Origin of the sequence: Streptomyces sp. NPDC050625, from assembly GCF_040654755.1 — a bacterium.
Taxonomy (GTDB): Bacteria; Actinomycetota; Actinomycetes; order Streptomycetales; family Streptomycetaceae; genus Streptomyces.
In genome coordinates, this window is sequence record NZ_JBFAIQ010000003.1 from 86,852 (window position 1) to 100,499 (window position 13,648).

The window sequence follows — 13,648 nt, forward strand, 5'->3', positions numbered from 1 at the left end:
GTGGTCGCCGTCCTGCGCATCCTGCTCCGCCGTGTCGCCCTGCTGGTGCCGCTGATGCTGGGCATCGTGCTGTTCGTGTTCCTGGTGATGCGGTTCTCTGACGTCGACCCGGCGTCCGCGTTCTTCCAGGGCGCCAATCCGACGCCCCAGCAGTTGCACGACTTCCGGGAGCACAACGGGCTGCTCGATCCGCTCCCGGTGCGCTACGTCCACTTCGTCGGCGACCTGCTCCACGGCGACATGGGCACCAGCGCCCTCACCCGGGCGCCGGTACTCGACCAGGTCACCACCGCGCTGCCGCTCACCCTCCAGCTCACCTTCCTGGGGCTCGGCATCGCGGTGGTGCTGTCGCTGCTCGGCGGGGTCACGGCGGCGATCCACCGGGACCGGCTGCCCGACCAGATCATCCGGGTCGTGTCCCTGACCGGGGTCGCCGCGCCCGGCTTCTGGCTGGCGCTGCTGATGATCCAGTACCTGGCGGTGGACCAGGGCTGGTTCCCCACCGGCGGCTACATCAACCCCGCCGACTCCTTCACCGGCTGGCTGCGGACGATGACCCTGCCGGCGTTCGCGCTGTCGCTGCCGGTGGCCGCCCAGCTGACCCGGATCGTGCGGACCTCCGTGGTGGAGGAGCTGGACAAGGACTACGTACGGACCGCGATCGGCGGCGGGCTGCCGCCACGGGTGGTGGTGGGGCGCAACGTGCTGCGCAACGCCCTGATCAATCCGCTGACCGTGCTCGGTCTGCGCGTCGGCTATCTGCTGGGCGGCGCGGTGGTCATCGAGACGATCTTCTCGCTGCCCGGGATGGGCAAGCTGATGATCGACGCGGTGCAGAACGGCGACCCGGCGGTCGTCCAGGGTGTCGTACTGACCACGGCGACCGGTTTCGTCGTCGTCAACCTCGCCATCGACATCCTCCATCTCCTGGTCAACCCGCGACTGAGGGACGCGACCTGATGTTCACGCGCCAAGACCTCACCCGGGCCCTGTCCCGGCCCGGCGTCCGGCTGCGCGGCTGGCGCAGGCTGCCCCCGCTGTCCCGGGTCGCCGTCTGCTTCCTGGCCGTCGTGGTGCTGACGGCCCTGCTCGCGCCCGTCCTCGCCCCGGACGACCCGCTCGACCAGCGGCCGCCGGTCGACGGCACCGGGCATCCGTCCGCCGACCACTGGATGGGCCAGGACAGCCTCGGCCGGGACATCCTCAGCAGGCTGATGTACGGCGCCCGCTGGTCCCTCGCCATCGGTCTCGGCGCCACCGCGCTCGCCCTGGTCGTGGGCGCGGTCGTCGGGGCGGTGGCCGCCACCTCCCGCAAGGGCGTGGACGAGACGCTGATGCGCTGTCTGGACGTGGTGATGGCGTTCCCCGGCATCGCGCTGGCCGCCGTGCTCGTCGCCGTCTTCGGCGGCGGCATCACCGTGCTGATCTGCGCGATCGCGTTCCTGTTCACCCCGCCGGTGGCCCGGGTCGTACGGGCGAACGTCCTCGACCAGTACGGCGAGGACTACGTCACGGCGGAACGCGTGATGGGCGCCCGCACCCCGCACATCGTGCTGCGGCACGTGGCCGTCAACTGCGCCGCCCCCGTCCTGGTGTTCTGCACGGTCCAGGTCGCCGAGGCCATCGTCTTCGAGGCGTCGCTGTCCTTCATCGGCGCGGGGGTGCGGCCGCCGGACCCGTCCTGGGGCAGCGTGATCGCCGACGGCAAGAACATGGTGCTCACCGGCGGCTGGTGGGCGACCGTCTTCCCCGGGCTGCTGATGCTGGTCACCGTCCTGTCGCTGAACGTCCTGTCCGAGGGCGTCTCGGACGCATGGGCGGCCCCGGCGGCCCGGGAGGTGACGGCGCGCAAGGACGACGACCCGGTCGAGGCGCCGGAGCCGGGCGGCGGCGAGGTGCCGCTCCTGCCCGGCCTGACCGAGGCCGCCCGGCGGCTGCGCTCGCGGGCCCGGCCCCTGCCCGGCCCCGGCGCGGTGCCGGTGCTCGCGGTGGAGAACCTCGCCATCGGCTTCGACGCACGCCACGGGGGCGTGGACATCGTCGACGGCATCAGCTTCGAGGTGCGGCCCGGCGAAGTGCTGGGCCTGGTGGGCGAGTCGGGCTGCGGCAAGTCGCTGACCGCGCTCACCGTCATGGGGCTCCAGCCCAGGGACGCCCGGGTCAGGGGCCAGATCCGCTTCCACCAGCGGGACCTGCTCGCCGAGCCGATGCGGGTACGGCGCAGACTCCTCGGCCACGAGATGGCGATGGTCTACCAGGACGCGCTGTCCTCCCTGAACCCGGCGATGACCATCCGCGCCCAGCTGCGGCAACTGGTACGGCGCGGCGGCCGGCGCTCCCCCGCGGAGCTGCTGACCCTGGTCGGCCTCGACCCCGAACGCACCCTGCGCAGCTATCCGCACGAGCTCTCCGGCGGGCAGCGCCAGCGCGTCCTGATCGCCATGGCGCTGTCCCGCGACCCGAAGCTGATCGTCGCCGACGAACCCACGACCGCGCTGGACGTGACCGTGCAGGCGCAGATCATGGAGCTGCTGCTGCGGCTGCGGGCGGAGCTGGGCTTCGCACTGATCCTGGTCTCGCACGACCTGGCGCTGGTGGCCGACGTCACCGACCGGGTGGTGGTGATGTACGGCGGGCAGATCGTGGAGACGGGCGTGACCGCCGACCTGGTCGCGGCACCGGCCCACCACTACACCCGGGGGCTGCTCGGCAGCGTGCTGTCCCTGGAGTCGGCGGCCGAGCGGATGACCCAGATCAGGGGTGTCGTCCCGGCCCCGGCCGACTTCCCGGCGGGCTGCCGGTTCGCGGACCGCTGTCCACGGGCGAGCGAGGTGTGCCGTACGACCGCTCCCGACCTGCTCGGCACGCCCACCCACACGGCGGCCTGCCACCACCCGGCGGTCGACCTGGTGACGACGGAGAGCGAGGCCGTCAAGTGAACGCGGTCGTGGAGCTGGCGGACGCCCATGTCGTCCACAGGGCGCGCAGCGGCGGCCTGTTCACCCGGGACCGGGTGTACGCGCTGACCGGCGCCGATCTCGCCGTCGCGCCCGGTGAGACGGTCGGTGTGGTCGGCGAGTCCGGCTGCGGCAAGTCGACCCTGGCGAAGGTGCTGGTGGGTGTGGAGCGGCCGACGTCCGGGGCGGTGTCGTTCAAGGGCCGTGACCTGTGGTCCATGCCGCCCGCACAGCGCCGGGCCGCCGTCGGTGCCGGCACCGGAATGATCTTCCAGGACCCGTCGACGGCCCTCAACCGCCGGCTGCCGGTCCGGCGGATCCTGCGCGACCCGCTGGACGTCCACGACCGCGGGACGAGGAGGGAGCGCGAGGCGCGGGTGCGGGAGCTGATGGCTCTCGTCGGCCTCCCCCGCGCCCTCGCCGACGCGCTGCCCGGCCAGCTCTCCGGCGGCCAGCGCCAGCGCGTCGCCATCGCCCGCGCGCTGGCCCTCGACCCCGACCTGGTGGTCGCGGACGAGCCGACGAGCGCCCTCGACGTGTCCGTGCGGGCGCAGATCCTCAACCTCCTGCTCGATCTGAAGGAACGCCTCGGCCTCGCCCTGGTGTTCGTCTCCCACGACATCCAGACCGTACGGCGGATGAGCGACCGGGTGATCACCATGTATCTGGGCCGGATCGTCGAGGAGTGCCCGTCCGGCCGGGTCACCGACCGGGCGCGACACCCGTACACCCGCGCCCTGTTCTCCGCCACGCCCGGCCTGCTCGACCCGATCGACCCGATTCCGCTGACCGGCCCGGTGCCGTCGGCGACCCGGCCGCCGAGCGGCTGCCCGTTCCGCACCCGCTGCTGGAAGGCGGACGAGGTGTGCGCCTCGGCCATGCCGGACTTTTCGGCCGCGTCGCGCCCGGCACATCGCTACCGGTGTCACCATCCTGTGGAGGAGGACCAGTCGACCCGCGACCTCGTGCGCCAGAGTCTTCCCAGGGAGCCTTGATGACCTTCCCCGCCCCGCTGACCGGTGTCGTACCGCCCGTCTGCACCCCCCTGACACCGGAAGGCGAGGTGGACGTCCCCTCGCTCCTCAGGCTCGTCGACCATCTGGTGGAGGGCGGGGTGCACGGTCTGTTCGTGCTCGGCTCGACCTCGGAGGCCGCGTATCTGACGGACCTGCAGCGCATGCTGGTGATGGAGGCGGTCGTGGGTCATGTCGGCGGGCAGCTGCCGGTGCTGGCCGGGGCGATCGACATGACCACGCCCCGGGTGCTGGACAACGTCCGGGGGGCCACCGCGGCGGGCGCCCAGGCGGTCGTGGTCACCGCGCCGTTCTACACCCGTACCCATCCGGCGGAGATCGCCCGCCACTACCGGCGGGTCGCGGCGGTCAGCAGCGTCCCGGTCATCGCCTACGACATCCCGGTCGCCGTGCACACCAAGCTCCCCGCCGAACTGGTCCTGGAGCTCGCCGCGGACGGGGTGCTGGCGGGTGTGAAGGACTCCAGCGGCGACCTGGGCGCCTTCCGCCAGGTCGTCACCGGGGCCCGGAACCTCACCGGCACCACCCGCTTCAGTGTGCTCACCGGCTCGGAGCTGGTCGTCGACGCGGCCCTCGCGCTCGGGGCCGACGGGGCCGTGCCGGGCCTCGCCAACGTCGACCCGCACGGCTACGTCCGGCTGTACCGGCTGTGCCGGTCGGAGGACTGGGACGGCGCGCGGGCCGAACAGGACCGGCTGTGCGCCCTGTTCGGCATGGTGCGGGTCGGCGACCCGGCCCGGATGGGCGGCAGCTCGTCGGCGCTCGGCGCGTTCAAGGCGGCGCTCCGTCTCAGGGGCGTCATCGACTGCCCGGCGACGGCCGAGCCGCAGATCCCGCTGTCCGCGGAGGAGGTCGAGCGGGTGGGGAAGTATCTGGCGGGCGCCGGGCTGCTGTAGGTCCTGCCGGGACCGGGCTCACCGGAAGTCGCCGGCCGGCAGGCGCCGGAACTCGATCGTGTCGTACGTACCCGTCACCCCCGTCTCGTACAGGATGCCCACCGTCTCGTGGTCCACCTGGACGAGGTCGGAGTAGGCGGCCTTCTGCGCGGACAGCGTCAGCACCTTGGCGAAGGTCGCCCCGCCGTCGGTGCTGGACCACAGGGCCATCTCCCGGCGGGCGGTGGGCACGGACGGGCCGGAGAACAGCAGCGGGGCCTTGGGCCCGCGGAGCTGGAGGACGGAGGCCTCGACGACGGGGACGTCGTCGAGGGTGGGCTGGGCGGCGTAGGGGCGGTCGAGGGTCTCGGCGCCGTCGCTGGAGTAGGTGTCGAGGCGGTTGCCTGGGCCGCTGCCGTTCTGGTCTCGGGAGCTGAAGTACAGCCTGCCGTCGGGGAGTTGGGCGGCCGTGCTCTCGTTGGAGTTCGCCACGCCGTCGTAGGAGTCGTCGACGAAGCCCACCCGCCAGGTGCGGCCGCCGTCGTCGCTGTAGATCGCGTGGGCGCCGTAGTACCTGGCCTCCTGGCCGGTGTCGGGAGAGCCGGCGGGCGGGGCCGCCGAGTGATTGGCCGGGACGACCAGGCGGCCCCGGTACGGGCCCCGGGTGAGCGCGACGGCGTGCCCCGGGCCGGTCGCGTACCAGCGCCAGTCCGCCCGCTTCACCTCGGCCGTGATGTCCCGCGGGGCCGTGAACCGGCGGCCGTCGTCCTGGCTGCGCTGCACGAACACCCGGCGGCTCTGTTCCGGGGTGACCTCACCGCGCATGATCTGCGCCTCGGTCACGGCACCGCTGTTGTAGGAGGTGACCAGCACGATCGCACCGGTGCGCGGGTCGACCACCGGTGCCGGGTTGCCCCGGGTGTTCCCGTCCCCGGCGGCGACCACCCGCGGCGGGCCCCAGGTGCAGCCGCCGTCGGTGGAGCGCCTGAGGACGACATCGATGTCGCCGGTGTCGCCCGCGCTGTTGTGTCTGCCCTCGGCGAAGGCGAGGACGGTGCCTCTTAGGGTGGTGACGGTGGCGGGGATCCGATAGGTGTCGTACCCGCCCTGCCCGGAGACGTACGGCACCGAGGAGGCACAGCCCTCACCGGCATGGGCGGGCTGTGCGACGGTGAGCGGAGCGAGGAGCACGGCGGCGGTCAGGAGGGTGCGGCTCAGGAGTGTCATTCCTCTCCCTTTACGCCACATCCGCGTTCTCCCACTCCAGGACACGCACCGCGGCCTGGACGCACAGTCCCCTGATGCACACTTCCAGCGGGCTGGCGTCGGGGAAGAGCCGCTGCCCGTCCCTGGTGCGCCAGGCCGTCACGAACTCCTCCGGATCCGCCCAGGACAGTGCCGAGTAGCTGGCGCTGCTGACCGGGAACGCCTCGGTGCCGGAGTGGATCCGGGCGACCAGCGCCACCATGAAGGTGGGTTCGACGCTGCCGTCACGTCCTGTCGGGTCCTCCACGTCGCCGCGCAGCACACAGTGGACGAAGCACTCGCCCGAGACCAGCCCGGACTCCAGGGCGTCACCCATGCGCAGCTTCTTGGCGAGCACGGTCTCCACCAGCAGCCCCTCCAGCGTCGTGGTCGCCCGGGAGACCCCGAAGCCGCGGGAGGTCGCGTTCCCGTCGGCGTGGGCGAGGCCGGGCAGGCCGACCGGGACCAGGCAGGCCAGTTGCAGGGCGAGTTCGCGCGGTATCCGGATCGTGGGGACGCTGACCACGCCCGGATGCCGGTCGTTGCATTCCGGCCTTCGTATTCCCACGAGCACCTGCGGGCGCGGCTCGGCGCGCAGGAAGACGAAGGCCGCCACCGCTTCATGGTCCATCGGGCACCACCGGAACAGGCTCGTTGAAGACATGGTTCACCAGCCACTCCCGCCCGCGCAGCAGCAGCCGGTTCAGCTCGCTGTCGTACGTCCCCGAGTAGAGGAGGGACTCGCCCACACGCGACAGGACGCGGGGATCTGCGCCGTTCCACTGGCTGGCGAGAGCGAGTTCGTCGGGCTGGCGGTAGAGCACCACTTCGAAGATGGAGAAGAACAGCTGTTCGTCGGTGTTCTCGCGTTCCACCACCTGGAACCCGCGCAGCCGGAACCGGTTCTCGGGGATGTCGAGACCGGTGGAGTAGAACAGTTCGCGCTGTCCGGCGTGGACGAACGCCTCCCGCGACAGGGTGAGTGCCTCGTTGGGGGCGTTGGCCGCCATCCACATGGCGTCGATCGCGTCGCCGGAGTCACGGTCCAGAAAGGGCACGACCCCCAGGGCGACCGCGACGTCCTCCTCCAGGACCCGCGCGCTCAGCAGCGACAGCTTTCCGAAGTCGTCGTTGGCCGTCATATGGCTGCGCCGTTTCAGCAGCACGACCGTCTGTCCCGCGGATCTCGCCCGCACCACGCAGATCGTCACCGGAAGGCACGTCCTGCGCCGCGCCTTCGCACCGTAGGGTTCGAGGGACCGGATCGGCAGCTTCCACAGCTGTGGGTCCGTCGTCGCGGTGCCCGACGCCAGGAGATCGTTGCCCACCTCGGCGACGCGCGGGTCGACCGGGGCGCAGTCGACCTGCCGGGTCAGGAAGTCACTGGCGCCGTCGGCCCATTCCCTGATGTTGGCGGCGATCTGCTGGAACTTCGGTGTGCCCTCCTCCCAGGACTCGTACTGCTCGACGCCCGAGGCGGAGGGCGGCCCGATGGCCGCCCACACCCGCTGTCGCCCGGTCTCCCGCTGCTTCACCAGGATCGACATCTGCAGATACAGAAGATCCATGGAGAGCAGGTGGAAGCCTCGGTCCCGGGCTTCGGTCACGGCCTGCGGCCGCTGCCACTGCTGGACCGAGTTGCGCAGCGCGGTGACGGCCGACTGCCACTGCTGCACCACCGGGCCGAGGCGTACGTTCCATCGGTTGGCGAGGATCAGGGTGGGTGCCGGGGTCACATAGCGGAAGACGTCCCACGGCAGTTCGGGGTCGGTCCCCGGCGCGCTGGAGGCAACCGACTGGATCGCGGTGATGAACTCCCGTGACGCCACACCGCACACCGTGACCTCGGATGCCTCGCGCAGTGCCTGGCCCAGCTCGCTCTGCAGCGAGGCCGCGGTCATGCTCACCGCCCCCGCGTTCGGCGCGACACCGGCCCCCGCACGCCCCGTACCGGAACCGGAACGGAGCAATCCTCTGGCCGCCAGAGCCTGGTCGGCTTCTAATCCTGATGGCATGCGCCACCACCATCCCCCGATATGAGCCTGCTCAGGTTATCGATCGATACACTCGGGCAACTTCGTGAATCATCACGCTCCACCGGTTCAGCAGTTCGTCCTCCCGGAATTCCGGGCCCACGGCGTATTCGACGAGATCGTGGCACGCCTGTCTGGCACGGTCGTCCTGAATACGGACCGCCCGCAGCAGAAGACTGCGTCTGACGACGCTGCTCGGTTCGGTGAGGGATTGCACGACATCGACACCCTGGAAAAGCGTGAGTATTTCGTCGCACTGCACGCGCTGGTTGTCGGTCCGGCGTTTACGGCCGTCCAGCAGACTGCTGACCATCGGGGCGAGCAGCCCCGCCAGCAGTCCGAGAATCGCCGTACCCGTGGGAAGCAGCGCACTCAGCATTTCCCCCTCGCTCCCCCGTCATGTCTTGGTGAGCAGACCCCGCTCGATTCCCTTGTCGATGGCCTCGTACGCGACCTTGGCCAGCGCCGGGATGGTCTCCTCGACCCGCTCCACCCGGTGCCGTACCGCCGCCGCGGCGACACCGTGCCGCCGCCACGAGGACTTCTCCCCGGCCATGAGGTTCATGAAGATCGGCAGCAGGACGTCCAGGGCCATGACGTACTTGCCCTCGGCCGTCTGGGTGAACTCGTACTCGCGCCAGCCCGTCTCCAGCTCCTCGCGCTCCTGGGCGGGCAGTGGCCGCAGGAGGACGTCGATGGCCCGCTCCTCGCGCCGCCGGCGGCCGGCGGCCGCGGGGCCGTAGACGAAGGTGTCCCCCGCGACCACCTCGACCATGTCGTGCACCACCGCGAGACCCACGCAGCGCATCGGGTCGATCGGCTCGGCGGCGTACCGGGTGAACAGTAAGCAGGCCAGGGCGACGTGCCAGGAATGCTCGGCGGTGTTCTCGCGGCGCGATCCGTTCGACACCGGATTCTGCCGCTGGACATGTTTCAGTTCATCCATCCGGCCGAGGAAATCGAGGAGTTGCGAAAGCTCCGTATCCGGATCGCCTATTCCCAGTTCGGTCAGTTCGTCGACACGTGGGAAACCAGGAAGGGTTCGCACCGCTTCGGCCCATGTCATGATCTACCTCCCCTTGTGTGATCGAGACACCGAGGCTAGCAGGGCGGCATGGCCGAGTTGTGCCCTTTTGCAGGTCCCCGACGCGCCAAGATCAGCGGAGTTGATCGATTGCGGCACGGCGGCCCCGGAATTCGATCATGCCAGGATGCGCGCGGACGAAATCGCTCCCCCTCCCCCCGCAACTGCCAGGCGGCAGCTTCCTCCGCCCTATACCCGATTCGACCGGAGACGAAGCCAGAAAGAATACCGAAAGTGAGTTCCAGGGGAATATGACTCATTCCCGACGCGCCTCGGCCTCAGCCGCTGCCCGGAACGATCAGGCCCGATTCGTACGCCACGACGACGAGTTGTGCCCTGTCCCTCGCCCCCAGCTTGCCCATGATGCGGCTGACATGGGTCTTGGCCGTCAGCGGGCTCAGGCCCAGGGCCTCGGCGATCTCGGTGTTGTTGAGGCCACGGGCCACCAGGGCCAGCACCTCGCGCTCCCGCTCGGAGAGGCATTCCGGTCCGGCCGTGGACGGCGCCGACGGGCTGCGCAGGAAGCGCTCGATCAGCCGCGCCGTCGGGCCCGGGGAGAGCAGGGCCTCGCCCGCGGCCACCGTGCGGATGGCATCGAGGAGTTCGGCCGGGCGGGTGTCCTTCACCAGGAAGCCGGAGGCGCCGGCACGCAGCGCCTCCACGATGTGCTCGTCGGTGTCGTAGGTGGTCAGGACGAGGACCCGCACCCCGGCCAGGTCCTCGGCCGCGGCGATGAGCCGGGTGGCCTCGATGCCGTCGAGGTCGGGCATGCGGATGTCCATGACGACGAGGTCGGCGCGCTCCCGGCGGGCCAGCTCCACGGCCTCCCGGCCGGTGCCGGCCTGCCCGACGACCTCCATGTCCTTCGCCGACTCGACGAGCATGGCGAAGGCGGCCCGCACGAGGGTCTGGTCGTCGGCGAGCAGGACGCGGATGGCGCTCATGCGGCTCCCTCCAGAGGCAGTTGCGCGGTCACCTCGAAGCCCTCCCCGTCCGCCCGCGGCCCGGCCTGCACCGTGCCGCCCACGCTGCGCGCCCGCTCCCGCATCCCGACCAGGCCGAAGCCGGGGGCGCTGTCCGCCACGCCCGTGCCGTCGTCGGTGACCCGGACCCGCAGGGCACCGTCCCGCTCGTCCACGCTCACCCGCACGGACAGGTCGTCCCGCCCGCCGTGCCGCACCGCGTTGGTGAGCGCCTCCTGCACGATGCGGTAGGCGGCCGCGCCGACGGCGGGCGGCGGATCACCGGCCCGTACCGTCAGCTCCACCTCCGCCCCCGCCGCCCGCGCGGTCACCGCGAGGTCCGGCAGGCCGTGCAGGCCGGGCAGGGGGCCGCGGGTGTCCGGCGAGGCGTGGTCGCCGTCGCGCAGGACCTCCAGGGTCGTACGGATCTCACCGCGGGCCGTGCGGCAGGTCTCGGCGATGTCGTCGAGGGCCTTGGCGACGGCCTCGCGGTCCAGGCGCGTCGGGTCGGCGGCGAGGACATGCGCGGCGACCGAGGTCTGGACGCCGATCAGGGTGATGCTGTGGGCGAGGAGGTCGTGCAGGTCGCGGGCGATGCGCAGACGCTCCTCGGCCACCCGGCGGCGGGCCTCCTCCTCGCGCGTGCGCTCGGCGCGTTCGGCCCGCTCCAGGGCGGCGGCCACGTTCTCCCGGTGGACGCGGTGGTAGCTGCCGATGACGAGCATCGCGATGACCCACCCGGTGACGCGCATGCTCTCGGCGACCCCGGCCATGCCGTCGTTGAGCTTGAGGATCACCATGAGCCCGATGACGCCGGCCCCGATCGGCAGGGTGCGCCGCAGGTTCCGGGTCTCCGCCACGGTGTAGAGCGCGGCCATCGAGGCGGCGGTGGGCGCGGAGTGGTTGAAGTCGAGCTGGTGGTACGTCGCGAGCAGCGCGATCGCCACGCACAGCACCGCCATCGGCGCCCGCCGCCGCCACACCAGCGGCACATGGGCCGAGAGCAGCAGGGTCCAGCCGAGCGCGTCCGGGTGCCGCCCGCTGCCGAGGTCGGCGGCGGCCAGGACGGACGCGACGACGGCGAGGGCGGCCGCGAGGCTCGCGTCCTGCCGCAGGGTGTCGCGGGGCGCGAACCCGAGGGCCGCGCGGATCCGCCGGCCGGGACCGGGCCGGGCGTCGATGAGGGTTGCCTGCACGAGGTTCATCTTCCGGTAGACGGGCGCCCCCGCGGCAGGCAGGGGCGCCCGGTTCTTCGGCTCACCGGGTCCGGTGCGTCAGCTCACCAGTTCCGGCGCGGCTCGCGGCCGTACCGGGTCCGGTGTCCGCGACAGCCGTCCCGGCCACCACACCCGCCGTCCCAGCGCCACGCTCGCGCTGGTCACCAGATAGGTCCGGACGAGGAAGGTGTCCAGCAGCACGCCGACCGAGATGACGAAGCCGAGCTCGACGAGCGGGACCAGGCCCATGTTGGTCAGCACCGCGAAGGTGGCCGCGAGGACGAGCCCCGCGGAGGCGATCACCCCGCCGGTGGTGCGCAGCGCGGTCAGCGCGGCGGCGGCCGGTTCGGCGCCGTTCAGCGACTCCTCCCGCATGCGGTGCATGAGGAAGATGCCGTAGTCGACGCCCAGGGCGACCAGGAACACGAAGGACAGCAGTCCGAGGCCGGGGTCCGTGCCGTTGAAGCCGAAGAGCGGCTCGAAGACCAGCCCGCCGATGCCGAGCGCGGCACCCCACACCGCGACCACGGCGGTCACCAGGATCAGCGGCGCGACCAGGGAGCGCAGCAGGGCGACGAGGATCAGCAGGACGGAGAGGAGGACGATCGGCACGACGACCAGCCGGTCGCGGGCGTTGGTGTCCTTCAGGTCGATCTGCTGGGCGCTGGGCCCGCCGACGTAGGAGCCCTTGAGGGCGTGCCGGAGTTCCTTGATGGTGGCGGTCTCGGCCGCGGACTGGGGCGGCGCCGCGGCGGTCACGGCGATCTCGGTCCAGCCCCCGCCGGTGCGGCCGCGCTGTGCGCTCGCGACTCCGTGCGTGTCGCGGACCGCTGCCAGGGTGGCGTCGGCCCGGTCCGCGGGGGTGATGACGTCGATGGGCTGGGCGGACCGCTCGGGGTAGGCCTTGGCGAGGGTCTCCATGGCGACGACGGAGTCGGGCTTGTCGATGAAGCTGTCCTGCTGTTTGACCGTGCCGGGCAGGTTCAGGGTGCCCAGCGCGAGCGCGCCGAGCAGCACGGCTCCCGCGGCCAGGACGGTGCGCGGGCGGCGGCCCGCGGAGCTGCCCATCGCGGCGAACAGCGACCGGCGGACCTTGGGCGTGCTGCCGTAGGCGGGCACCAGCGGCCAGAACACCCGGCGGCCCAGCAGGACGAGGACGGCGGGCAGGAGGGTCAGCATCGCGGCGAGGGCACACAGCACCCCGACGGTTCCCAGCGGGCCCATGCCACGGCTGGAGTTGAGGTCGGCGGCGAGCAGGCACAGCAGTCCGGCGGCCACCGTGCCCGAGGAGGCGAGGACGGCGGGCCCGCAGCCGCGCAGCGCGGCCCGCATCGCGTCGTACGGCCGCTCGTGGCGCCGCAGCTCCTCCCGGTACCGGGAGACCAGCAGCAGGGCGTAGTCGGTGCCGGCGCCGAAGACGAGGATGGTCATCACGCCCTGGCTCTGGCCGGAGACGGTGGTGCCGAAGGCCTGGTTGAGGCCGTAGGCCACCCCCATGGACAGGAAGTCGGCGGTGCCGGCGACGACCAGCGGGACCAGCCACAGCAGTGGGCTGCGGTAGATGAGGATCAGCAGGACGGCGACGACGGCGACCGTGGTGTAGAGCAGCGGTCCGCCGAGCGAGTCGTAGACCTTGCCCGCGTCCGTGGCCAGGGCGCTCGGGCCGCCGACGTCGACGCTCAGTCCGTCCTGGTCGTGGGCGACCCGGCGGACGTCCTCGACCAGGGCGTCGCGCTTCTTCTCGTCGGTGCCGGGCTCGTTGCTGGTCACCGGGTACATGAGGGTGGTGCCGTCCTTGGCCGGGATCCCCCTCGGGGTGCCGGTCAGGGTGTGCTGCCCGGCGATCGTGGCGATCTGCTTGCCCGCCGTGGCCCGGTCGGCGGCGGTGAGGCCGCCGTCGCGGTGGTAGACGAGGACCAGTTCGGTGCTCTCGCCGCCGGGCAGGCGGTCCTGGATCTTCGCGACCTGGGTGGAGTCGGCGCTCGCCGGCAGGTAGTCGGTGGCCCGGTTGTGCTGGACGTCGGCGAGTTTCGAGGCGAACGGCGAGGCAACGGCCAGGACGCCGATCCACAGCGCGATCAGCAGCCAGGGGATGGCGCGTCGTCTTGTGCGTGTCGTTTCTTCGGCCCCCATGGTGACGGGCTCTCCCTCCGGCGCGGATGTCTGGTGTGGTCTCCAGACTTCCGGCGCCGGGGGCGGGATTCGTCGCGCGGGAGGGCGAGTTCGGGGGTACTGCGACGG

At 71.8% G+C, this 13,648-nt stretch carries 12 protein-coding genes; 4 read left to right on the plus strand and 8 right to left on the minus strand.

What is annotated here, in order from left to right; translation table 11 throughout:
* From AB0I54_RS07925 to AB0I54_RS07940, 4 genes are read left to right on the plus strand one after another with little or no spacing between them, the layout of a single operon-like run.
* Positions 1-960: an ABC transporter permease gene (locus AB0I54_RS07925; RefSeq protein ID WP_363295056.1), complete on the plus strand. Its 960-nt coding sequence runs from the start codon at positions 1-3 to the stop codon at positions 958-960.
* Positions 960-2,939 (plus strand): dipeptide/oligopeptide/nickel ABC transporter permease/ATP-binding protein, encoded by a 1,980-nt coding sequence (locus AB0I54_RS07930; protein WP_363295057.1) that lies wholly within the window; start codon positions 960-962, stop codon positions 2,937-2,939. The genes AB0I54_RS07925 and AB0I54_RS07930 overlap by 1 nt, the downstream gene beginning before the upstream one ends.
* Positions 2,936-3,952: an ABC transporter ATP-binding protein gene (locus AB0I54_RS07935; RefSeq protein ID WP_363295058.1), complete on the plus strand. Its 1,017-nt coding sequence runs from the start codon at positions 2,936-2,938 to the stop codon at positions 3,950-3,952. Before AB0I54_RS07930 ends, AB0I54_RS07935 begins: the two co-directional genes overlap by 4 nt.
* On the plus strand, positions 3,952-4,887 hold the full coding sequence (locus tag AB0I54_RS07940) for a dihydrodipicolinate synthase family protein (RefSeq protein ID WP_363295059.1): 936 nt from the start codon (positions 3,952-3,954) through the stop codon (positions 4,885-4,887). Before AB0I54_RS07935 ends, AB0I54_RS07940 begins: the two co-directional genes overlap by 1 nt.
* A gap of 18 nt (positions 4,888-4,905) precedes the next feature.
* Here the strand turns inward: AB0I54_RS07940 and AB0I54_RS07945 are convergent, their stop codons facing one another.
* The 8 genes from AB0I54_RS07945 to AB0I54_RS07980 form a co-directional block, all read right to left on the minus strand.
* Positions 4,906-6,093, minus strand: a complete 1,188-nt coding sequence (locus AB0I54_RS07945; RefSeq protein ID WP_363295060.1) for a sialidase family protein — start codon at positions 6,091-6,093, stop codon at positions 4,906-4,908.
* 10 nt (positions 6,094-6,103) lie between these two features.
* Complete coding sequence (locus AB0I54_RS07950; protein WP_363295061.1) at positions 6,104-6,742, minus strand: hypothetical protein; 639 nt, start codon at positions 6,740-6,742, stop codon at positions 6,104-6,106.
* Entirely contained in the window at positions 6,732-8,012 is a 1,281-nt protein-coding gene (locus AB0I54_RS07955) for a hypothetical protein (protein ID WP_363295062.1), read from the minus strand. The genes AB0I54_RS07950 and AB0I54_RS07955 overlap by 11 nt, the downstream gene beginning before the upstream one ends.
* Positions 8,013-8,157: 145 nt before the next feature.
* Positions 8,158-8,523 carry a hypothetical protein gene (locus AB0I54_RS07960; protein ID WP_363295063.1) on the minus strand — a complete coding sequence of 122 codons (366 nt, stop codon included), beginning with the start codon at positions 8,521-8,523 and terminating at the stop codon, positions 8,158-8,160.
* Positions 8,524-8,541: 18 nt separating this feature from the next.
* A complete protein-coding gene (locus tag AB0I54_RS07965; protein WP_363295064.1) occupies positions 8,542-9,090 on the minus strand; it encodes an HD domain-containing protein in 549 nt (182 codons plus the stop codon).
* 416 nt (positions 9,091-9,506) lie between these two features.
* Positions 9,507-10,172, minus strand: coding sequence for a response regulator transcription factor (locus tag AB0I54_RS07970; RefSeq protein ID WP_363295065.1), 666 nt, complete (start codon positions 10,170-10,172; stop codon positions 9,507-9,509).
* Positions 10,169-11,395, minus strand: a complete 1,227-nt coding sequence (locus AB0I54_RS07975; RefSeq protein WP_363295067.1) for a histidine kinase — start codon at positions 11,393-11,395, stop codon at positions 10,169-10,171. Before AB0I54_RS07975 ends, AB0I54_RS07970 begins: the two co-directional genes overlap by 4 nt.
* Before the next feature lie 69 nt (positions 11,396-11,464).
* Complete coding sequence (locus AB0I54_RS07980) at positions 11,465-13,540, minus strand: MMPL family transporter (RefSeq protein ID WP_363295069.1); 2,076 nt, start codon at positions 13,538-13,540, stop codon at positions 11,465-11,467.
* Between the last annotated feature and the right edge of the window lie 108 nt (positions 13,541-13,648).

Coding starts and splice junctions, on each gene's coding strand:
- AB0I54_RS07930 (WP_363295057.1), top strand. CDS start 960: ATGTTCACGCGCCAAGACCTCACCCGGGCCCTGTCCCGGCCCGGCGTC.
- AB0I54_RS07940 (WP_363295059.1), top strand. CDS start 3,952: ATGACCTTCCCCGCCCCGCTGACCGGTGTCGTACCGCCCGTCTGCACC.
- AB0I54_RS07945 (WP_363295060.1), bottom strand. CDS start 6,093: ATGACACTCCTGAGCCGCACCCTCCTGACCGCCGCCGTGCTCCTCGCT.
- AB0I54_RS07950 (WP_363295061.1), bottom strand. CDS start 6,742: ATGGACCATGAAGCGGTGGCGGCCTTCGTCTTCCTGCGCGCCGAGCCG.
- AB0I54_RS07955 (WP_363295062.1), bottom strand. CDS start 8,012: ATGACCGCGGCCTCGCTGCAGAGCGAGCTGGGCCAGGCACTGCGCGAG.
- AB0I54_RS07960 (WP_363295063.1), bottom strand. CDS start 8,523: ATGCTGAGTGCGCTGCTTCCCACGGGTACGGCGATTCTCGGACTGCTG.
- AB0I54_RS07965 (WP_363295064.1), bottom strand. CDS start 9,090: ATGGATGAACTGAAACATGTCCAGCGGCAGAATCCGGTGTCGAACGGA.
- AB0I54_RS07970 (WP_363295065.1), bottom strand. CDS start 10,172: ATGAGCGCCATCCGCGTCCTGCTCGCCGACGACCAGACCCTCGTGCGG.
- AB0I54_RS07975 (WP_363295067.1), bottom strand. CDS start 11,395: ATGAACCTCGTGCAGGCAACCCTCATCGACGCCCGGCCCGGTCCCGGC.
- AB0I54_RS07980 (WP_363295069.1), bottom strand. CDS start 13,540: ATGGGGGCCGAAGAAACGACACGCACAAGACGACGCGCCATCCCCTGG.